The following is a 20,800-nucleotide window of genomic DNA, read 5'->3' on the forward strand; positions in this document are numbered from 1 at the left end:
TATTCCCTGTCACAAACCCATGGAGACGCCCGAACCCATGTTCCACCGAGCTTCCACCCGCCGGCGCGGCGCGGCCCTGTTCGCCGCCTTCGCCGTGGTCGCGTTGGCGCTTGCGCCGGCAGTGGCGGAGGCGCGTGCCGGTGGCCGCGGATCGGCGGGCAGCCGCGGCAGCCAGACCTATTCGGCGCCGCCGGCCACCCGCACCGCACCCGGCACGGCCAGCCAGTTCCAGCGCACCGAAACGCCGCGGCCCGCGCCGGGCGTGAACCAGCCCGCCACCCGTCCGCCGGTCGCTGCCGGCGCGCAGGGCGGCTTCTTCAGCCGCAACCCGCTGATGGCGGGGCTGATGGGCGGTCTGCTCGGCGCCGGCCTGTTCGGCCTGCTGAGCGGTTCCGGCCTGTTCGGCGGCCTGGCCGGCTTCGCCGGCTTCCTCGGCCTGCTCCTGCAGATCGCGCTGATCGCGGGCCTGGTGTTCCTGGTCATGCGCCTGATCCGCGGCAACCGTCAGCCCGCCATGGCCGGCGGTCCCCAGGGCCTGGCGCGGGAGATGCACGGTGGCACCGGGCCGCGTCCGATGGGCGCGGTCGGCGGCGGCGGGCGCGGCAGCGTGCCGCAGGTCCGCCCGATCGAGATCGGCGCCGCCGATTTCGACACCTTCGGCCAGCGCCTGGTCGAGGTGCAGGACGCCTGGTCGCGCCAGGACCTGCCGACGCTGCGCCGGATCTCCACGCCGGAGATGGAGCGCTACTTCGCCCAGGACCTCGAGGATCTGAAGGCGCGCGGCTGGACCAACACGGCGCGCGACGTGCAGCTCGAGGCCGGTGACCTCTCCCAGGCCTGGGCGGAGCCCGATGGCCAGGAATACGCTACGGTCGCGATGCGCTTCTCGATGGTGGAGGTCACCACCGATGCGCAGGGCCGCGTGGTAGAGGGCCACCCGACCAACCGCGAGACGGCGACGGAGCTCTGGACCTTCACCCGCCGCCCGGGCACGCAGTGGGTGCTGTCGGCGATCCAGCAGACGGGGTGAGGGCGGCGTGGCAGGGGGCCTTGCCCCCTGCACCCCGACCAGGGGCCTGAGGCCCCTGGACCCGCGTCCGCTTAACGCAGAAGGGGAGGGGGCTTTCGCCCCCTCCCCTTCTGCGTTGAAACACGAATGTGGGGGTTCGGGGAGCTTCAAGCTCCCCGGCGGGGGCACGGGGGCAGAGCCCCCGCGAACAGCAGCCTCACGCCGCGGCTGGAACGCTGACGCCCATCTCCGCCAGGGTGGCCTCGATCTGGCGCAGGGCGAAGCGCATGTCGTGCTCGGTGATGGCGCCGATGCAGGCGATGCGGATGGTCGGCGTTTCGGTGTTCCAGAAATTGCTGATCAGCACGCCGCGCTGCTTCATCAGGCTGATGAAGCGCTTGAAATCCCAGTTGGGATGCCGCGGCTGGTGGACGTTGACGATGATCGGGCCCTGGTGCCGGCGCTCCACGTACGGCGTGAAGCCCAGCGCGACGAGGCCGTCGTAGAGCACGTCGCGGTTCCGGCTGTAGCGCGCGAGCCGGGCGGGCTGGCCGCCCTCCGCGTCGTAGAGGTCCATCGCGATACGGAAGGCGCGCAGCGCCTGCACGGCCGGCGTGAAGCGGAAGCTGCCCCAGCCATTCACCACGGCGTGGCGATAGACGTCGTGCAGGTCGAGCAGCCAGGATCCGGCATTGCCCGCGCAGGCTTCCAGCCGCGCGATGGGCGCCACCGCGAAGCCGAAGCCCGGCAGTCCTTCCAGGCACTTGTTCGAGGTGAACACCACCACGTCGCATTCGGGATGTTCGGAGAGCCTGAAGGGCAGCGCGCCGAAGCCCGAGACTGCGTCGCAGATCATCCGCTTGCCGGCGGCGTGGATCACCGAGCCGAGGATGTTCGGATCGTTGACGATGCCGCTGCCCGTCTCGCTGACGATCACCGCGACATGGCTCACATCGGGATTGTCGCGCAGCGCCTGCGCAAGCTTCTCCGGCGCCATCGGCTCGGTGTCCGGGCCGGAAAGGGCGACGACGACGCGCCCGGCCTCGGTCGCCAGCCGCACCAGGCGGTCGGCGTAGTTGCCGTTGCGCACCACCAGCAGCTTGCCCCCGGCGGGCACGAAGGTCCGCACCGCCGCCTCCACGATCATGTGGCCGCAGCCGGGCAGCGGCAGCGCGACATCCACGCCCTCGGTTCCGCCGGCAATCCTCACGATGCGCGGGCGCATGCCCGCGTATTCGGCCCTGAACTCGTCGTCCCAGGGGGCGATGTCGTCGCCCATCACGGCGCGCACTTCGGGGCGGGTCTGCACGGGGCCGGGAATCAGCAGGAGCATGGCGGAACCTGAGGCAAATGCGGGCGCGCCTTATGCGCCCGGCCGCGGCATGCCGGCAACCAGCGTGCCGGTCAGCTCCCGCCGCAGCTTGCGCAGGATGGCTTCCGCGAAGTCGGGGTAGTCGGCGCAGCTCATGGCGAAGCTGCCGGGCCCGCCGATGACCTCGGCGGCGTAGTGATCCAGCAGGTCCGGCTCCTCGTTGAGGATCGCCAGGCCGTTCACGGTGATGCCGGCGGCGACGGCCAGATCGCGCACCGGGCCTGGCGGGCGCCCCTGGTTGTGGCGGCCGTCGCCCGAGACATCCAGCACCAGCCGCGCCGCATCGGCCGGCACGCGCGCCAGCAGCGCGAGGCCCGCTTCCATGCCTTCGCCCAGCGCGGTCGCGCCGGGGCGGGGCAGGCGGGGTGTGTTCTCGATGGCATAAGCGAGCGCGGCGGCGCTTTCCGCGCCATCGAGCCGGGTCCAGCCCACCGCCAGGTCGCGCTCGCCCACACCGGACCACAGCAGCAGGCACAGCGCCGCCGCACTGCGCGGGCCGGACGTGGCGGCCGCCAGCACGCCGGGGTCGCGCAGCGCCGCGGCGGTGCCGCCGGCCATCAGCGCGAACTCCTCGAAATCCACGCTCGCCGAGACATCCATGGCAAGGCAGAGGGCGACGTCCACAGGCTGCATGCGGAGCCTTGTTGCAAAGCGCGGGTCAAGCCGCCATTGGACTCGCAGAGCTTCCGGAGACGAAAGAGATGGACAGACGCGGATTGATCGGGGCCGCTACCTTCGGCGCCGGGCTGCTTGCCGCGCCGGCGCTGCGCGCCCAAGGGGGCGCCTGGCCGAACCGTCCGGTGCGGGTGATCGTGCCCTTCACGCCGGGTGGCGCGACGGACGGCATGGCGCGTGTCACTGCGGCGAAGCTGCAGGAGAAGCTCGGCCAGACCTTCGTGGTGGAGAATCGCGCCGGCGCGAACGGCGCGATCGGCGGCCAGGCGGTCGCCCAGGCGGCGCCCGATGGCTACACCTTCCTGTTCTCCGCCAGCATCCAGATCCTGGCGCGGCTGGTGATGCAGAACCCTGGCTACGATCCCGTGGCGGACCTGCTGCCGGTCACCCGCGTGGGCGAGGGCCCGCTGCTGCTGGTGATGAGCCCGAACCGGCCGCAGACGACGCTGGCGGAGGTGGTAGCCGCGGCGCGCGCCAATCCGCGGGAATGGTCCTTCGCGGTCTCCTCGCTCGGTGCGGCGGGGCATCTCGCCACGATCGAGTTCATCCGCCAGGTCGGCAGGGATCTGACGGCGGCCTCCTATCGCGGCACCGCGCCGGCATTGACGGATGTGGTCGCTGGCAACGTCCAGCTCATGTTCGACCCGATCCTGGCCACCCTGCCGCAGGTGCGCTCGGGCCGGGTGAAGGCGCTGGCCATCACCGCGCCGCAGCGCAGCCCGGCGGCGCCGGAGATCCCGACGGCGGCGGAGGCGGGGATGCCCGGCCTCGACATCCAGTCCTGGTGGGCGCTGTGGGGTCCGCGCGGCGTGCCGGAAGCGATCACCGGCCGCATCGCGGAGGTGCTGAAGGTCGGCATGTTCGAGCCGGATGTGACGGCCCGGGTCGCGACCCTCGGCATCACGCCCATGGCCCAGAGCGGTGCCGACTTCGCCGCCTTCATCGCCCGCGACTTCGAACGCAGCCAGCAATTGCTGCGGCTCGCCAACTTTCAGCCGGTCTGACCCGCTTCCCCGCCGCGCCCGCTGCCGACGGTCAGGTTACGCCCTGGACAGGCAAACGCGGCGCCTTCCTCACGGGGGCGTGAATCCGCCCCTGTCGGTCCGCCTCGGCTCATGCTACGTACGCCGTCGGGGAGCTTCACCGGCGGCAAGCCGGCTGTGTCGAGGAGGAGGGGTCCGCCATAGACGGCCTGCGCCAGACGCCGCATGCCCTGCATGCGGACGAGCACCCCATTCCCGTCTCCGAACTGGTCTGCGGTATCGCGAGAAGTTGGCCCACCGAGCGCGTCACGCTCGGCGCGCTGATGCAGGCGCTTGGCCCGCGCGGCTACGGCGTGCTGATCGTGCTGTTCGCCCTGCCGAACCTGCTTCCGGTCTACATCCCCGGCCTCAGCCCGATCTTCGGCATCCCGCTGATGATCATCTGTGCCCAGCTTGCGATGGGGCTTCCCGCACCGAGGCTGCCGCGCTTCCTGACCGCGCGCTCCATGAAGCGGACCGACCTGCTGCTGATCGCGGAGAAGGCGACGCCCTGGCTCCGCCGGGTCGAGCGCTGGGTACGGCCGCGCCCCTCCTTCGTCACCAGCCGTGTCGGCGAGCGGCTGATCGGTGCCTACGGCGTCTGGCTGTCCATGATCGTGATCGTGCCGCTGCCCTTCACCAACGGCCCGCCGTCGCTCGCCTGCCTGATCATGGCGATCGGCTTGATGGAGGAGGACACGCTGACCATCTTGGGCGGGGCGGCCTTCGGCATCGTCGCCAGCTTCCTGGGCCTGTCCATCATCGGGACGGTCTTCTATGCGCTGATCGCGGGGTTCAACTGGCTGTTCGGACTACCCTGACCCTGTCTGCCGCGGCGCGATGACACTGGACCACGCCCACGCCAGGCCCGAGGCCGAGGACACGGCACCGATCTCGCGCATCATTGCCGAGGTCGCCGCCGCCTTTCCCGGCGAGCGGATCAGCCTTGGCGCCATGGCAGAGGCGTTCGGCGACCGCGCCTACGGCATCCTCTCGCTGCTGCTGCTGCTGCCGGGGCTGCTGCCGGGCATGGCAAGCGTCTTCGGCACGCCGCTGCTGATCATCGGCATCCAGATGGGCCTGGGCTTCCGGGCGCCGCGCCTGCCGAAGATCCTGGCGCGGCAGAGCATCAAGCGGTCCGACCTGCTGCGGCTGGCCTCCGCCTCTTCGAAGGGGCTCGGCCGCATCGAGCGCTTCGTGAAGCCGCGCCCCGGCTTCTTCGTCAGCCCGCTCGGCGAGCGGCTGATCGGCTGGTTGACGGCCTATGTGGCGATCATGCTGATCCTGCCGGGGCCGGGCACCAACGGCCCGCCGGCCTTCGGCAACATCGTCATGGCGCTGGGCCTCATCGAGCATGACAGCAAGGTGGCGGGGCTCGGCGTGGTGCTGACCATCCTGGGCTGCGTCTTCGCCACCGTCGTTCTGGGCGTGCTCGCCTGGCTCGGCATCGAGGCGCTGCATTGGCTGTTCTGAGCCGTGCAGGCTTTCGCAGACGCACGCGCGGTGATCTAATCGCATCCATGCGCAGGTGGCCCGCAAGGGCTGAAACGGGAACGCGTGAAGTCGGGCCTTCGCCGACAAGTCCGCGGCTGCCCCCGCAACTGTAGGCGGAGCGTTTCTCCCCACACGCCATTGGGCCGCACGCGGCCCGAGAAGGCGGGAGGAACCCCGGGGTGCATCACCCCGGCACTCCGCGAGCCAGGAGACCGGCCAGCGCAGAGACGTCCCGCGCGTGCCGGGCGGGGTGCACCGGCGCAACGGAGCTTGGCTCCGCCAGTGGCGACGACGCCAGCCGTCCCGTGCGGGAAACCGTGCGGGGCATGTCGTCACGCCGCACGGAGGATCCGATGCGCCGCCTGTTGCTTCTCTCCAGCGCCATCGCGCTGTCCTGGCCTGCCCATGCCCAACAGCTCACCCAGTCCATCCCCGAGACCATCGTCACCGCCACGCGCATCCCGACGCCGCAGGACCGCGTGCCTGCCTCGGTCACTGTCATCACGCGCGAAGACATCGAGGAGCGCGGCTATCGCACGCTGGCCGATGCGCTGGTCTCCGTGCCCGGTGTGCGCCTGGTGCAGACCGGCGGCATCGGCCAGCAGGCCAGCGCCTTCGTGCGCGGCGCGGCATCGCGCCAGGTGCTGGTGCTGCTGGACGGCGTGCCGCTGAACGACCCTTCCGAGCCGAACGGCGCCTTCAACTTCGGCAACGAGCTGCTGGGCGACATCGAGCGCATCGAGGTGGTGCGCGGCCCGGCCTCCTCGCTCTACGGCTCCGGCGCCGTCGGCGGGGTCATCAACATGATCACGCGGCGCGCACCGGCCAACACGCCCTTCCAGGGTTTCGGCCAGGGGGCGCTCGGCACCAACCGCACCGCGACGGGCTACATCGGCGGCGCCGGCACGACGGAACGCTGGAACTGGCTGGCGATGGGCGAGGGCCTGTCCACGCGCGGCGCCGACGCCACCGCGCCGCGCTTCAACGCGAACACGGGCGAGCGCGACGGATTCAGCGGCGCCGCGGCGACCGCGCGGCTCGGCTTCCGCCCGGATGCGGACAGCCTGGTGCAGGGGCTCGTGCGCTGGCGGGAGAACCAGACCAGCCTCGACAACGTGCCGCGCGACGATCCCAACAACGAGATCACCGACCGGATGCTCTACGGCCAGTTCCAGGCGGAGACGGTGATCGGCGGGATCTGGACCACGGGCCTGCGGGCTTCCTATGTCGGCACGAACCGGCGCAACCTGAACCTGCCGGACCCGTTGCAGCCCGTCAGCGCGGACGACCAGTTCCGCGGCGACCGCCAGACCTATGAATGGGGCAACATCGTGCAGTTCGGCGAGGTCGGCGCGCTGCGCGACGTGGCGCTGACCTTCGGCGTGGTGCATGCGCTGGAATCGACCGACAGCCGCAGCGGCGCGCAGCCCTTCCAGACCACCACCGACGCCAGCGCACGCCAGAACACCTTCAATGTCGGGTTCCAGGCGCGGCTGTTCGAGCGGCTCGACGTGCAGGCCGGCATCGCGCAGGAGGAGGCCGAGGACTATGACGGCTTCACCGCCTGGCGGCTCGGCGGCACGCTGGCGCTGCCCGAGATCAATTCGCGGCTGATCGCCTCGGCCGGCACGGCCTTCAAGGCGCCCTCGCTCTACCAGCGCTTCGGGCGCATCGGCACGACCTTCCGCGGCAATCCGGACCTGCGGCCGGAGGACAGCTTCAGCTGGGAAGTCGGCATGGAATCCGACATCCCCGCCTTCGGCAACAGCGCCTTCGCCACCGCCGGCGCCACCTGGTTCCGCACGGAGTTCAACAACCTCATCAACTTCAACGCCGCCTTCTCCACGCTGGAGAACATCGATACGGCGTCGGCGCAGGGCGCGGAGCTGTATCTCACGCTGCGTCCCGCCGCTTGGCTGGAGCTCTACGGCGCCTGGACCATCACCGAGGCGCAGGACGACAACGGCAATCCGCTGCCGCGGCGGCCGCGCAACGTGGCGACGGCGAATGCGCGCATCGCCTGGGACCGCTTCGTGGTGGTGCCGGAAGTGCTGTTCACCGGCGCCTCGCCGGAGGGCGCCTTCGCGAGCTATCGCAACACCGGCGCTTCCGTGCCGGTGCCCGACTACAACAAGTCCGGCATGATCTGGAACCTCACTGCGACATTCCGCGCGACGGAGCGGATCAGCGTGTTCGCGCAGGGCAGCAACCTGACCAACAGCCGCTACGAGCCCGCCAACGGCTTCGTGCTGCCCGGCCGCACCGCGCTTGCTGGCGTTCGCTTCGTCTTCTGATCCTGCTGTCCCCTCCCCCGCAATGCGGGGGAGGGTGGCCGACTACGCAGCGCGGCGCCGCGCACTGCTTTCCGCCGCGCTTTCCGCCGCGCTCTCGCTGCCTTCCAGCGCGGTCAGGAACTGGCGGCACCAGGCCGACGCGTTGTTCGCGCGCACCGCCGCATCCATCGGCTTCCAGCGGGCCTGCCGCTCATCTGCCGGCATGGTGAGCGCGACGTCGAGCGCTTCCGCGATGTCGTCGGGATCCATCGGGTTGACCAGCAGCGCACCTTCCAGCTCGCCGGAGGCGCCGGCGAAGCGCGACAGCACCAGCACGCCGGGATCCTCCGGGTCCTGCGCCGCGACGTACTCCTTCGCCACCAGGTTCATGCCGTCGCGCAGCGGCGTGACCAGGCCGATCTTCGCCAGCCGCATGTAGCCGGCCAGCGTCGGCCGCGCGACCGCGCGGGTGATGTAGCGGATCGGTCCCCAATCGGGCTCGGCATACTGGCCGTTGATGCGGCCGACGCTCTCGTCCAGCTCGCGGCGCAGCGCGCGATAGCTGGCGACATCGCCGCGGCTGACCGGCGCCACCTGCAGGAAGGTGACGTTGGACCGATGCCGTGGGAAGCGCTGCAGCAGCTTGCCGAAGCCGGCGATCCGCTGCGGCAGCCCCTTCGTGTAGTCGAGCCGGTCGATGCCGATGGCCAACGCGCGGCCGGCCAGGGAAGCGCGCAGCTGGTCCACCTCCTTCGTGCGGAAGCGGCGCGCGGCGAGGTTCGCGAAGCCTGCGGCGTCGATGCCGATGGCGAAGGTGCCGACCCGCGCCGCCGCGTCCTGCTCACCGATGCCGAACAGCGCGCCGCGCAGGTTCTCCGCGTCGTCGTCGGTCTGCACGCCGATCGCGTCATGCGCGCCCATCGCTGCCAGGATCGCCTCGGCCTTCGGCATGCCCATGATCACGGAGCGCGGCGGGAAGGGCACATGCAGGAAGAACCCGATCTTCTGCCGGCAGCCCAGCGCGCGCAGTTCCGCCGCCAGCAGGAACAGATGGAAGTCGTGCACCCAGATCGTGTCGTCGGGCCGCAGCATCGGCGCGAGCGCGGCGGCGAAAGCCGCATTCACGCGGCGATAGCCCTCCCAGTCCTCGCGCGCGAATTTCGCGATGCCGAGCCGGTAGTGCAGCACGGGCCAGAGCGCGCCGTTGGCGAAGCCGAGATAATAGTGCCGGTAGTCCTCCTCGCTGAGATCGAGCGTGGCGTAGGTGACGCGGCCCTTGCGCTGTTCCGTGGGCGCGGCGGCGGGCTCTGCGACGGTGGCGCCGGACCAGCCGAACCACAGCGCATCGCGCCGCTGCAAGGCGTCCTTCAGCGCGACGGCCAGCCCGCCGGCGGTGGCGCCGCGCTCACGCGGGTCGGGCACGCGGTTGGCGACGATGACGAGGCGGCTCATCGGGCGGTGGCCTCCGCCGGGGCGTCGAGCCTGGCCAGCCACTCGCGCAGCGCGGCGGGCGTGCCGAACGCCTCCTGCAGGCGCAGGCCGCGCCCGCCGAAGCTGCGCGCGGCCTCCATCCCGGCCTCGTCCGTGACGTCGTCGCCAATGAAGACGGGGATGCGTCCCGCGAAGGGCGCGCGCGCCATCAGCCGTTGCACGGCCGAGGCCTTGGAGACAGCGCGCGGCTTCACCTCCCACGCCATATGCGCGGGCATGAGGACGAAGTCGTCGGCATCCGCCAGCAGGCCCTCGATCAGGTCGCGGCCGGGTGCGCCGGCTTCGGGTGCCTCGCGGAAATGCAGCACGAAGCCATGCGCCTTGGGCTCCACCAGCGCGCCGGGGAAGCGGGCGGCCAGCGCCTTCGCCTGGCGCTGCCAGTCCGGCGGCGGGGCGGGCAGTGGCATGCGCTCGGCGCGCGAATCAGGGGCCGCGCGGAGGACAGCGCCATGCTCGCCAGCCATGGCCAGGGGCACTTTCAGGAAGGAATCGAGCTCGGCCAGCGGCCGGCCCGAGACAATGGCCAGCGCACCTTCCAGGCGCGTCGCCAGGCGACGCAGCAGCCCCGGCAGGGCGGGCGGGATCACCACCGCCTCCGGCCGGGGGGCGATCTCGACGAGCGTGCCGTCGAAGTCGAGGAAGAGCGCTGCCCGGTCGAGGGCGATCGGGTGAGCGTTCATGCCGCGTTACATAGCAGCAACCGGCCGGATGTGGGGGACCGCTCGCGACTTTGTGCCCAGATCCGGGCGTAATCGTGTCAGCGCGATGGCGGTACCGATGCCCGCGCGAGCGCCATGGCCGGCGGCAGCACGCCAAGCAGGACCCAGTGCACGAGCGCGGAATCGCGCGTCATCAGGCCGAAGCCCCAGGCCAGCAGCGCCAGGATCTGCGCCGCGATCAGCCAGGCGACGGAAATGGCGAAGGCGCGGGGCGCGGCGTCGAGCACCGCAAAATACTGCTTCACGGCGGAATGTCCGGCGTCAGGGCGTGGCGGCGGGGGAACGAGGCAAAAATCGTATACCTATCATGCGGCCGCGTCTACACGAAAACGCGAGCGACGGTCCGCCGGGGCGCCCCGTTTCCCAGCGTCGCGATCCATCGTAGGACTCGCGCCGCAGCCCCTGTGGCGGAACGGTAGACGCAGGCGACTCAAAATCGCTCGCCCGAGAGGGTGTGGGAGTTCGAATCTCCCCGGGGGCACCAGGCTGCAACATTCCGGACGGCGCAGTTTGGCCAGCGCGGCGCATCAATCCAGCCGCACCGCGATCCCCTCGGCGCCCTTCACAGTGGGGAAGCGCGCCATGATCTCGGGGTCGTGGCCCGGGATCACCAGCGTCTCCGCACTCGCCAGCGAGCGTAGCCGCCGGAAGCCGTCGAGCGTTGCGCCCACGTGGTAGACCCACGGGAAGGGCAGGTTGCGTTCGAAATTCTCGAAGAAATGCGTGGCGTCGGAGGCAAGCACCAGCCAGCCCTGGCGGGTCCAGACGCGCACCACCTGCTGGCCGTCGGTGTGGCCGCCGACGCGATGCACCGTGATGCCCGGCCGCAGCGCGCCGTCGCCGTCGTGATAGGTGAGCCCGCCCTCGAACAGCTTGCGCACCGTCGCCGCGATGTCGTCGGGGTCGTAGCCGCCGCGCAGCACGGCGTGACACATGCAGGGCCCTGTGGCGTAGGCCATCTCGGCGGCCTGCAGGTGGAAGCGGGCGCGCGGGAACAGGTGCTGGTTGCCGCAATGGTCGTAGTGCAGATGGGTCAGCACCACGTCGTCCACGGCGTCCGGCGCGATGCCGAGGCAACGCAGCCCCTCGGTCGGGCAGCGCAGATGCTGCCGGCCGCGCTTCGCCGCCACCTTCGCGTCGAAGCCCGTATCCACCACCACGGTGCCGGACGGCCCGCGCACGACGAAGACGAAATAGTCGAAGGGCATCGGCGCGTCATGCGGGTCGCCGCCGAGGAAGTTCTCGGCGCGCGTCCGCGCGGCGTGATGCGCGAAGCGGACGGCGTAGACCTCGTTGACCTCGGGATCGGACATCGGTGCTTCCCGTTCAGGCGATGGTGAGGCCGCCATCGACGGTGATGGTGGAGCCGGTGACATAGCCCGCGCCTTTCCCGGCGAGATACACCACCGCGCCCGCCACATCCTCCGGCGTGCCGGCGCGGGCCAAAGGCACCGGCGCCAGCTTGCGCGCGCGGAACTCGGCGTCGGCGAGCATGTGGCGGTTGATGTCGGTCTCTATCGTGCCGGGCGCGACGCAGTTCACGGTGATCCCGTGCGGCGCGAGTTCCAGCGCCATGCTCCGCGCCAGCATCATGACGCCGCCCTTCGAGGCGACGTAATGCGCGAGGTCCGGGCTGGCATGCGCCTGGTTGATCGAGGAGACCATGACGATCCGCCCGCCGCCCCCTCGCCGGACCATGCGCTGCGCGGCGGTCTGCGCGCAGGCGAAGTAGCCGCGCAGGTTCACGCCATGCACCGCATCCCAGTCGGCATCGGTGATCTCGAGAAAGGGCTTCCGCTGGATATGCGCGGCGTTGCAGACGAGGATGCCGAGGCCGCCGAGCGCCTCGTCCGCCTGCACCACCGCCGCACGCGCGGCGGCGGCGTCGCCCATGTCGGCATGTACCAGCACCGCGCGCCGGCCGAGTGCCGCGATCTGCGCAGCCAGGTCGTCCGCCTTCGCGCGGTCGCGATACCAATGAACCGCGACATCGGCGCCCGCCTTCGCCAGGCCGAGCGCGACGGCGCGGCCGATGCCGTGGCTGTCCGCGCCGGTGACCAGCACGGTGTTGGCGAACAGGCTCATTGCGCCGGGACGACATCCATCGCCAGCGTCTCCTCATCCGTGCGCAGGCGCACGATGGTCGCGCGGTCGCGCCACACGGCCCAGGCGTACTTGATGACCGTGAGCGGCAGCGTGGCCCGGTCGGCGGTGAACAGGCGCGCGGCTTCCATCAACTGCTCGCGCCGCTTGCCCTGGTCCAGTTCCGACCCGGCCTGCTCCACCAGCGCATCCACGCGCGGGTTCGCGTAGCCGCGCCAGTTGAACTGGCCGAGGCGCCGCGCGGCGTCGGCGGAATGCGCGATGGCGGAATAGGTGTAGTATGCCTCGCCGGTGATCGTGCCCCAGCCCGCCATGGTGGCGGAGAGCTCGCCGCGCGGACGCGCCGAGAACAGCACCGCCACCGGCATCGCCGCCGGCTGCACCTCGATGCCGATGCGCGCCAGCATCTGCACCAGCGCGGTGCCCACCTCGCGGTCGCCCGGCAGGCGGTCCGCGGTGAAGCTCAGCGTGAAGCGGAAGCCGTTCGGCAGGCCGGCTTCGGCCAGCAGCTGGCGTGCACGCGCGAGGTTCGGCCGCACCTCGGGGATCGCGGGATCGTAGCCGAAGATGCCGCGCGAGACGATCTGGGTCGCCGGCGCGCCCATGCCTTCCATCGCGATCTCCGACAGCGCCCGGCGGTCGATGGCGAGGTCGATCGCCTCCCGCACGCGCGGGTCGCGGAACGGATTGCTGGCGAGCGGCGAGCCGTCCTTCGCGCTGACCTGCGGCGTCCGCTCGCGCAGGTCGAAATCCATCAGGAAGACGAAGATCGTCTCCTGCGTCGGCACCGCAAGGCGCTGGTTGCGCTGCAGTGTCTGCACGTCCGACGCGGTGACGCGACTGATCATGTCCACCTGCCGCGCCAGAAGCTGCGCGGTGCGTGCGGCGTCGTTGGAGATCTCGCGTCGCACCACGCGCTGCCAGGGCTGCGCGCCGCCCCAATAGCCATCGAAGCGTTCCAGCACCAGCTCCTGCCGCGGTGTCCAGGACACGTAGCGATAGGGGCCGGTGCCGATGGCGGCGCGGCCGGAATTGAACGCCTCGCTCGCCGTCTCCCGCGTGGTGTTGGCGGCGGCGCGCGAGGAGACGACCAGCAGGCGCACCAGGTCATTCGGCAGCGTCGGCGCGGGCTCCGCGGTGGTCAGGCGGATCGTGTAGGGGTCCACCACCTGCACGCCCTGGATCCGGCGCGTGTAGAGCGTGGCGGGGTTCGGGCCGGTGACGCCGGGGATGCGTTCGATCGAGAAGCGCACGTCCTCGGCGGTGAAGTCGGAGCCGTCGTGGAACTTGACCCCGCGGCGCAGCCGGAACTCCCAGGTGGTCGGCCCGACGGCGCTCCAGGATTCCGCCAGCGCGGGCTGCACCTGCAGATTCTCGTCCGCGCGCACCAGCGTGTCGTAGATGTGCTTCAGCGCCTCCACATGCACGCCGAGCGCGCTGAAATGCGGATCGATGGATTCCGGCCCGGCGCGCACGCCGATGGTGAGCGTCTGCGCAAAGCCCTGCGAGGCGGCGAACAGGCCGGCAGCAAGGGTCAGGGCGCGAAGTGTGCGCATGCCGAACATCAGCCAATCTCCCGAACAGCGTCGGAGCCTAGGCGCGTCTGCGCGCCCGGCGCAACCGGGCTAGATGGCGATCGCCGCCGCGGGCCGGCGCGGATCGGCCGCGGCATTCAGCAACCCGCTCGCGGGATCGCTGCGGATCAGTTCCACGCAGCCGGCCAGCGCGGTCCATTCGGGCCAGTCGGCGATGACGTGGCCGCGTGCAGCGAGCGCTGTCTTCACCTCCGCGCCGATGCGCCCTTCCAGCGCAAGCCGCCCGGGGAAGTAGTCATGCGGCGAGGACGACGACGGGAAGGCATAGGTGGCGACGCGCGGCGCCTCCACCGCCTCCTGCGGGCTCATGCCGAAATGCAGCAGGTTCAGCAGCACCTGCAGCATCGCCTGCGGCTGCACGTCGTTGCCCGGCGTGCCGAAGGGCATCACGCCGCCATCGGCAAGTTCCATCAGCGCCGGCATCGGCGTCAGCCGCGGGCGCTTGCCGGGCGCGTAGCCGGCGGGATGCGCGGGGTCGGTGCGGTTCTGCGATCCGCGTCCCGACACCATCAGCCCCGTCCCCGTCACCAGCGGCCCGGTCCAGGATCCGTCCGATGGCGTGGCGGAGACCGCGTTGCCCCAGCGATCGATCACGCAGACATAGGAGGTGCCGGCCTCGACCGGCGGCTCGTGTTCGCGCGAGGGCGCATCGGCCGCCGCCGGCCCGGCACCGATAAGCCGTTCCGGCATGCCCGGATGCGCGCGCTGCCGGTCGATGCCCGCGACGCGGCGCGCGACATGTGCGTCGGAAAGCATCTCCGTCATCGGTACGTCCACGAAGGCGGGATCACCCACGTGGTATTCGCGGTCGGCGAAGGCCGCCTTCAGGCATTCGGCGATCAGGTGGAGGTAGTCGGGCGTGTTGTGCGCCAGCCCGTCCAGCCCGGCGCGCTCCACCAGCAGCAGCGCCTGCGCCAGCGTCGGCCCCTGGCACCAGGGGCCGCAGGTGAAGAGACGGTTGCCCCGCCACACCACTGACAGTGCGGGCTCCACCGGCGAGCGATAGGACGCCATGTCCGCCATCGTCAGGAAGCCGCCCTCCTGCGCCTGGAAGCGTGTGATCTCGCGCGCGATGTCGCCGCGGTAGAAGGCATCATGCGCCGCCTGCAGCCCGGCCTCCCGGCCGCCCGAGAGCGCGGCGCGCTCCTGCTCGATCATGTAGCGCAGGGATTTCGCCAGGTCGGACTGCACGAATTTCTGGCCGACCTTCGGCAACTCGCCGCCGGGCAGGAAGATCGCGGCGTTGTACGGCCAGCGGCGATAGCCGGCTTCGTTCTTCGCGATGTTGTTGGCCAGCACGTCATAGACGGCGAAGCCTTCCGCGGCGAAGCGCAGCGCATACTGTGCCACGTCTCCGAAGCCCATCGTGCCGTGCCGGCGCAGCGCGGTGATCCACGCATCGGGTGCCGCCGGCACCACCGTGCGCAGGACCCCCGGCGGCATCTTGCCGCCATGCGACTCACGAAAGAGGTCGCGCGGGATGGACATGGGCCAGGGGCCGAGGCCGGCGATGGTCTCCACGCGCCCATCCGCCAGCCGGATCAGGATCGGTGCGACGCCGGCGACGCTGACGATGTCCGGGTGCAGCACGCCCAGTGCGATGCCCGCAGCCGCCGCCGCATCCACCGCATTGCCGCCGCCCTCCAGCACCGAGAAGGCGGCGGCCGAGGCCAGGTAGTGCCCCGCGGAGACGGCGTGGCGCGTGCCGGAGATGGTGGGCCGCGTGGTGCGCATCGGCCTCAATCCATCTTCGCGCCGGACCGCCGCGCGATGTCCGCCCAGCGGCCGATCTCCACCGCCATGTAGTCGCGGAATTCCGGCGCGGTGGAGCTTTGCGGCCGCATGCCCGCGGTGATCATCGTCTGCTGGAAGGGTTCGCTCTGCGTCACCTGCCGGATGCCGTCGCTGAGCTTGCGCAGGATCTCCGGCGGCAGCCCGGCGGGGCCGGCGAAGCCGAGCCAGCCGCTCGCCTCGTAGCGCGCGAAGCCGGCTTCCACGAAGCTCGGCACCTGCGGCAGCAGCGGATCACGGGAGCGTCCGGTGGTGGCGAGCGCGCGGATCTGGTCGTTGCGCACCGCCGCCAGCAGGGAGTTGATCGTGTTGAACAGCATGTCCACCTGGCCGCCGAGCAGCGCCGTCAACGCCGCGGGGCTGCCGCGATAGGGCACGTGCACGATGTCCACCCCGGCCTCCAGCCGGAACAGCTCCCCCGCCATGTGGGTGGAGGTGCCGCTGCCCGCCGACGCCCAGGTGAGCTGCCCCGGCCGCGCCTTCGCCGCGGCGACGACATCAGCCACGCTGCGGAAGGGCGAATCCTGCTTCACCGCCAGCGCGCAGTCGTTCGACGCGCCGAGGCCGAGCGGCGTGAAGGAGGTCAGCGGATCATAGGGCACGCTCGGCAGAAGCGCCGGCGAGATCGCCATGGAGGAGGAGTTGATGACGCCGATCGTGTAGCCATCCTTCGGCGCCTTCGCGATCAGGTCGCTGCCGATGGTGCCGCCGGCGCCGACGCGGTTCTCCACCACCACGGGCTGGCCCCACAGCTCAGCCAGGCGCTGCGCCACGACGCGGCCCAGGATGTCCTGCCCGGACCCGGCGGCGGAGGGCACGATCATGCGGATCGGGCGCGTCGGGAAATCCGACTGGGCATGAACGGAACCGGGCGCGGCGAGCGCACCGAGCGCGAGGAGAACGGGGCGGCGGCGGAGGGCGGCTGGCATGGGTCACCTCGGGAAGCGCGCAGGATCATGCCGCCAACAGGGCGGTGACCGTCAACCGCCCGCCAGGGACGCAACCGCGCCGGCCCGTTGCCGTTGACGCCGCGCAGCAGGGCAGGGCGCGCATGAACGGCATCGTCTACATCATCGGCGCGGCGGTGATCGTGCTCGCGATCCTCGGCTTCGTCGGCTTCCGCTGATCAGCGGCGCACCTGCGCAAGCGGGAAGCTGCGCAGGTCGCGTTGCGCCGTGCGGAACACCGCATCCTGCCGGTGCCGCTTTTCCGCCGCGAGCTGCGGCACGCGGCGCATCACCCATTCGCCCAGCGCCAGCGCGCTGACGCGCCCCTCGCCATCCACCGCGGCGCGGCCCTGCAGGCCTTCGCGCAGCGCATAGGCGAAGACGCCGTTGCGGTCGTCGTAGCTGTCCAGCGCCTCCTGCACGCTGGTGCTCGCCGCCAGCAGGAAGCGCCCGGTCTCGTTTCCCAGCGCGGAGAGCTGGTCCACCGTGAGCTGCCCGGCATGGCATGTGTCGAGCAGCAGGAAGGCGTCGCGCGCGCGGATGCGCGACAGGGCGGAGACCAGCGTGGTGTCCTCGATCCCCTGCCGCCGCAGCGTGCCCCAGCTCGACAGATCGGCAGTATCGTGCGGCAGGAACAGGAAGCGGTTGTCCGGCTCCGTGCGCACGCCATGCCCGGCGAGGTACAGCACGAAGGTGTCGCCCGGCGCGGCATCGCGCGCAGCCGCGTCCAGCGCCGCCAGGATGCCGTCGCGCGTCGCCTCCGCATCGCGCAGCACGGTGCTCCGCACCTCGCTGAACAGGCCCTGCGCCTGGCGGCGCAGCGTGTCCGTCACCGTCTCCGCATCCGGCACGGCAAAGCGCAGGTTCATCGCGGGATTGGCATAGGCGTTGACGCCGATGGCCAGCACCACCAGCCGCGCCGCGCCGGCCGGCGCCTGCGGCGCGCCGGCGCGGCGCAGATCCAGCACCGGGCCTTCGGCGAAGACCGCGCGGTCCTCGTCATGCAGGCGGGTCGCGATGCGGTTCGGGCCCGGATCCAACGCGACCTCGACGAGGGTCTCGCCCCGCGTCGCTGCCTCCACCCGCGCCGCCAGCCGGTCGTTCACAAGCACGTCGAGCGGGCCGAGGCCGAGGCCGCGATCCGTCGCGGTCAGGCCGAGGCGTAGTGTCGTCGCGCCCTCCGGCAGGCTGCGCGTGTCCCAGGCAAGCGCCGCGCAGCCCTCCGGCGTCACGGCGCAGAGGCTGCCCGGCGCAAGCTGCGGCAGGCGGCCGAGCCGCGCACGGATCTCGCCGAGTTCCGCCAGCCGCGCGAGGCCGGGCTTCGCATCGCCGGCGATCCGCGCATGCACGGCGGCGGGCGCGTAGAGCGCGCGATAGGCCTGGCGGAAGCTCGCCCATTCCGGCGTCTGGTTGCGGCCGCGGTTGAGATGCAGCCCGACGAGTTCCTGGCCGCCATAGGGCGCGTGGTCGAACAGCCCTTCCGGCGTCCAGAGCACCCAGCGCAACGTCTGCGCGTGGATGAACAGCGCGGCCTGCTCGGCGATGTCCTCGCCGGCCAGACGGTACCAGCGCAACGTGCCGTCGCCGAGCGCGGCAACCGCGACATCGCCGGCGACGGCGAGGCCCCAGGCGGCGCCCGGCAGCGCCAGCGCGGCGCGCGGCTGGCCGCCGGCGTCATAGAGGCGCAGATGGTTGTCGCTGCCGAGCAGGATGCCGCGGTCGCCCGGCAGCAGCGCCAGGCTGCGCGCGAACTCGCCCTCGCCCAGGCGCAGCGGCACGTTGCCCAGCCGCGGGCGGTTGGAGTTTCGCCAGTCGGCCGCGACCTGCAGCTTGCCGACGCCGCTTGGCGCCGCGGTCACGAAATCCGTGGAAGTGCCAGGTGGCAGCAGGCGCCCCGTACCGGCGTCGAAGACGATCGGCTGGGCATCCGGCCGCAGCGCGATACGCAGCTTGAGGCCGTCCGGCGAGAGGGCCAGCGTCGCGCCGGTGTTGCGGAAATCCGCGCCGGGCGGGCGCGGCGCGAAGGCCAGCGCGCCATCCGGCCCCAACCTGCCCCAGCCCGGATCTGCCGCGGCATAGGCGACGCCGCCGCCATGCGGCAGCGCCAGCAGATGCGCAATGGCGTCGCGCGCGGCGGGGATGTCGGTGGCGGGGCCGAGGCCGAAATCCTGCCAGCGGCGGATGACGAAGTCGCGCCGCTCCTCCCCGCCGCCCGCACCGGCGCTGCCGGGCAGGCTGGCGATGCCGCGCTGGCCGCGTGGCGCGGCGCGCGTCGTGGCGGCCGCGGTGCGGCTCGCTTCGGGGCGCCGCGCATAGCCGGCCGCGTGAAGCTGCACGCCGCCACGGCCATCGGCCGCCCAGGCGACGGCGGGCAGGCCCTCCCCGGCGAGGCCGGTGGTATCGGGCGCAAAGACCAGGCGAAGGTCGGCGGCGGCCAGTACTTCCACGCGCAGCCGGTCCTCGAAACCGACGGCGAGCAGCGCGCCATCGGGCGACCAGGCCAGGCCGAAGGGGCGGGCGCCCTGGACGGGCACGCCTTCCGCCAGCTTCCGGCCATCCGCCGCGCGATGGACCCGCACCTTGCCATCCGCGCCGGTCGCGGCGAGCCGCGCGCCGGTCGCATCGAAGGCCAGCATGCGCGCGGAGGCGGCATAGCCCGCATCTTCCCAGGCGAGGCGGCCATTCGTCGCGTTCCAGATCCTGATGCCCGCCCGTCCGCCGAGCGCCGCGGCCAGCATGCCGCCATCCGGCGAGACCGCGAGATGCTGCACCGGCGCGGGCAGGCCGGGCAGTCGCGCGATCAGTACGCCGCGCTGCACATCGAAGACGTAGATCGCGAAGGCGCCGTCCCAGGCGGCGGCGGTGAAGCCGGCGGCGAAGGCGCGGCTGCCATCCGGCGACAACGCAACGGCGTAGAGCTCGCCCTCCCCTTCCGGTGCGATGGGCACGCGCAGCACGCCGCGCGGCGTGCCATCCGGCAGGTCCCACAGGCGGAGCGTCTTGTCGTCCGACACGCTGGCGAGCAGACGTCCCGCCGCGTCGGTTGCCAGCCGCGCGACGGGCGCGGTGTGCGCCGCGGCCTCGATGCGCAGGAAGGCCTGCTGCGGCGGCTCCCCGCCTGTTGCGCGCGATGCGGGCTGGGCCAGCGCCGCGGGGACGAAGCCGCCGGCGATCCAGGCCGCGGAGCCGAACAGCGCGCGCCGCGTGATCGCCGCGGCGTGCAGCTCAGCTCGCGGCGAGTTCGAAGCCCTGGCCCTGCACGGCCCGCTCTGCATTGCTGACGCTCTCGGTGAAGTTGTCGCGCCGCGCGATGTTGCTGGCGGCGAGGGAGCGCACATCATTCCCGGCCGTCACCGCGGTGACCTCCAGCGCGGGGCTGCCAAGGTTGCGTGCCTCGGGGAAGGCGCTGGCCGGAGCGTAGCCGCGGACGCCGCCGGGCGCCTCGACCAGCGCGAAACCGCCGGTCGCGGGCTGCAGCGTCACGCGCTCCCGCGGGTTCACGCGCGCGATCTCGGGCGCCGACGGGTCGGGGCGCAGTTTCAGCGGCACCGTCGTGCGGGTCTGCACCGGCACGACACGGCCGACCGAGGCGCCGGCAAGCTGCACCTGCGCCTTGGTGCCGGGGGCGACATTCTCGATGGCGGTGTCGAATTCGGTGCCGCGCTTGCTGATCTGGCCGTTGATCGCCTGGGCGGATTGGATGTCCCGCTGCGTCAGGGCGCGCACCTGCGCCATCGACGCCTCGGCCTGCGGGCGGGTCATGGTGCCGTCGCGGTAGGCGGTGCGGATGCGCTGCGCGGTGCCGAAGCGGCAATCCATCAGCTGATTGAAGGCAAGCTGCGTGCGGTCGATCTGCGCATTCTCGTTCGCGAGGTCGCCGGCGATGCTGGCGTTGAGCGAGGCCTGGTCGGATGCCTGCTGCTGCCGCGCCTGGAAATATCCGGTGGCGCCGCCGGCAAGCCCGCCGGCCAGCGCGCCGATGCCAGCCCCGGCCGCGATGCCGCTGCCGCGCTGCCCGGTGGCGGCTGCGAGGAGCCCGCCAAGCACGGCGCCGCCCACCGCGCCGATCGCTGCGCCGCGCACGATGTCCTCGGCGAAGTAGTTGCCGGTCGAATCCAGCGCGACGACCTGCGCCCGACAGGGGTCGCTGCCGTCATCGGCGCCGATGCGTGCGTCGCGCGTCGAGACGCAGCCGGCCAGGATGGCCGCGGAGGTGGTCAGCGCGACTGCGCGGCGGAAACGATTCAGCATGACACCCCGCGTGGGTCGGACCGGCGTTTGCGCGAGCGTAACCCCGTCCCGCGAAATC

General features: G+C 71.8%; 18 protein-coding genes, 1 tRNA gene and 1 riboswitch. Of the genes, 7 read left to right on the plus strand and 12 right to left on the minus strand.

The window, feature by feature from the left end; genetic code table 11:
• Positions 1-37: 37 nt before the first annotated feature.
• Positions 38-1,030, plus strand: coding sequence for a Tim44 domain-containing protein (locus E4T13_RS27960; protein WP_137181618.1), 993 nt, complete (start codon positions 38-40; stop codon positions 1,028-1,030).
• 196 nt (positions 1,031-1,226) lie between these two features.
• Here the strand turns inward: E4T13_RS27960 and E4T13_RS27965 are convergent, their stop codons facing one another.
• Positions 1,227-2,342, minus strand: a complete 1,116-nt coding sequence (locus E4T13_RS27965; protein WP_137181619.1) for a 2-aminoethylphosphonate--pyruvate transaminase — start codon at positions 2,340-2,342, stop codon at positions 1,227-1,229.
• A gap of 30 nt (positions 2,343-2,372) precedes the next feature.
• Positions 2,373-3,014, minus strand: a complete 642-nt coding sequence (locus tag E4T13_RS27970; protein ID WP_137181620.1) for a DUF1194 domain-containing protein — start codon at positions 3,012-3,014, stop codon at positions 2,373-2,375.
• 68 nt (positions 3,015-3,082) lie between these two features.
• On the opposite strand from E4T13_RS27970, the gene E4T13_RS27975 reads away from it, so the two are divergent.
• The 4 genes from E4T13_RS27975 (at position 3,083) to E4T13_RS27990 (ending at position 7,866) form a co-directional block, all read left to right on the plus strand.
• Positions 3,083-4,060, plus strand: coding sequence for a tripartite tricarboxylate transporter substrate binding protein (locus E4T13_RS27975; RefSeq protein ID WP_137181621.1), 978 nt, complete (start codon positions 3,083-3,085; stop codon positions 4,058-4,060).
• A gap of 245 nt (positions 4,061-4,305) precedes the next feature.
• Positions 4,306-4,899: an exopolysaccharide biosynthesis protein gene (locus E4T13_RS27980; RefSeq protein ID WP_256370484.1), complete on the plus strand. Its 594-nt coding sequence runs from the start codon at positions 4,306-4,308 to the stop codon at positions 4,897-4,899.
• 19 nt (positions 4,900-4,918) lie between these two features.
• Positions 4,919-5,551 carry an exopolysaccharide biosynthesis protein gene (locus tag E4T13_RS27985; protein WP_137181623.1) on the plus strand — a complete coding sequence of 211 codons (633 nt, stop codon included), beginning with the start codon at positions 4,919-4,921 and terminating at the stop codon, positions 5,549-5,551.
• A 36-nt stretch (positions 5,552-5,587) separates the two neighbouring features.
• Positions 5,588-5,808, plus strand: a riboswitch (cobalamin riboswitch).
• A 90-nt stretch (positions 5,809-5,898) separates the two neighbouring features.
• Positions 5,899-7,866 carry a TonB-dependent siderophore receptor gene (locus E4T13_RS27990; RefSeq protein WP_137181624.1) on the plus strand — a complete coding sequence of 656 codons (1,968 nt, stop codon included), beginning with the start codon at positions 5,899-5,901 and terminating at the stop codon, positions 7,864-7,866.
• A gap of 42 nt (positions 7,867-7,908) precedes the next feature.
• Here E4T13_RS27990 and E4T13_RS27995 read toward each other — a convergent pair whose 3' ends face one another.
• From E4T13_RS27995 to E4T13_RS28005, 3 genes are all read right to left on the minus strand, one after another.
• A complete protein-coding gene (locus E4T13_RS27995) occupies positions 7,909-9,297 on the minus strand; it encodes a trehalose-6-phosphate synthase (RefSeq protein WP_137181625.1) in 1,389 nt (462 codons plus the stop codon).
• The gene (gene otsB / locus E4T13_RS28000; protein ID WP_137181626.1) at positions 9,294-10,016 is read right to left on the minus strand and encodes a trehalose-phosphatase; all 723 of its coding nucleotides are present in this window, start codon (positions 10,014-10,016) and stop codon (positions 9,294-9,296) included. Before otsB ends, E4T13_RS27995 begins: the two co-directional genes overlap by 4 nt.
• Positions 10,017-10,093: 77 nt before the next feature.
• Positions 10,094-10,300 (minus strand): hypothetical protein, encoded by a 207-nt coding sequence (locus E4T13_RS28005; protein ID WP_137181627.1) that lies wholly within the window; start codon positions 10,298-10,300, stop codon positions 10,094-10,096.
• 153 nt (positions 10,301-10,453) lie between these two features.
• On the opposite strand from E4T13_RS28005, the gene E4T13_RS28010 reads away from it, so the two are divergent.
• Positions 10,454-10,539 (plus strand) — tRNA-Leu (locus tag E4T13_RS28010).
• 43 nt (positions 10,540-10,582) lie between these two features.
• On the opposite strand, the gene E4T13_RS28015 is transcribed toward E4T13_RS28010, so the two are convergent.
• From E4T13_RS28015 to E4T13_RS28035, 5 genes are all read right to left on the minus strand, one after another.
• Entirely contained in the window at positions 10,583-11,368 is a 786-nt protein-coding gene (locus E4T13_RS28015) for an N-acyl homoserine lactonase family protein (protein WP_137181628.1), read from the minus strand.
• Positions 11,369-11,381: 13 nt separating this feature from the next.
• Positions 11,382-12,140 carry an SDR family NAD(P)-dependent oxidoreductase gene (locus tag E4T13_RS28020; RefSeq protein WP_137181629.1) on the minus strand — a complete coding sequence of 253 codons (759 nt, stop codon included), beginning with the start codon at positions 12,138-12,140 and terminating at the stop codon, positions 11,382-11,384.
• Positions 12,137-13,714: an ABC transporter substrate-binding protein gene (locus tag E4T13_RS28025; RefSeq protein WP_206030322.1), complete on the minus strand. Its 1,578-nt coding sequence runs from the start codon at positions 13,712-13,714 to the stop codon at positions 12,137-12,139. Before E4T13_RS28025 ends, E4T13_RS28020 begins: the two co-directional genes overlap by 4 nt.
• Before the next feature lie 69 nt (positions 13,715-13,783).
• Positions 13,784-15,487, minus strand: a complete 1,704-nt coding sequence (locus tag E4T13_RS28030) for a gamma-glutamyltransferase family protein (RefSeq protein ID WP_137181631.1) — start codon at positions 15,485-15,487, stop codon at positions 13,784-13,786.
• Positions 15,488-15,492: 5 nt separating this feature from the next.
• A complete protein-coding gene (locus tag E4T13_RS28035; protein WP_137181632.1) occupies positions 15,493-16,473 on the minus strand; it encodes a tripartite tricarboxylate transporter substrate binding protein in 981 nt (326 codons plus the stop codon).
• A gap of 44 nt (positions 16,474-16,517) precedes the next feature.
• On the opposite strand from E4T13_RS28035, the gene E4T13_RS30115 reads away from it, so the two are divergent.
• On the plus strand, positions 16,518-16,670 hold the full coding sequence (locus E4T13_RS30115) for a hypothetical protein (RefSeq protein ID WP_170985226.1): 153 nt from the start codon (positions 16,518-16,520) through the stop codon (positions 16,668-16,670).
• Here the strand turns inward: E4T13_RS30115 and E4T13_RS28040 are convergent, their stop codons facing one another.
• Positions 16,671-19,766, minus strand: coding sequence for a caspase family protein (locus E4T13_RS28040; protein WP_170985298.1), 3,096 nt, complete (start codon positions 19,764-19,766; stop codon positions 16,671-16,673).
• The gene (locus E4T13_RS28045; RefSeq protein ID WP_137181634.1) at positions 19,717-20,742 is read right to left on the minus strand and encodes a hypothetical protein; all 1,026 of its coding nucleotides are present in this window, start codon (positions 20,740-20,742) and stop codon (positions 19,717-19,719) included. The genes E4T13_RS28040 and E4T13_RS28045 overlap by 50 nt, the downstream gene beginning before the upstream one ends.
• Positions 20,743-20,800: the final 58 nt, after the last annotated feature.

Origin of the sequence: Roseomonas sp. AR75, assembly GCF_005222815.1 — a bacterium.
Lineage (GTDB): Bacteria > Pseudomonadota > Alphaproteobacteria > Acetobacterales > Acetobacteraceae > Falsiroseomonas.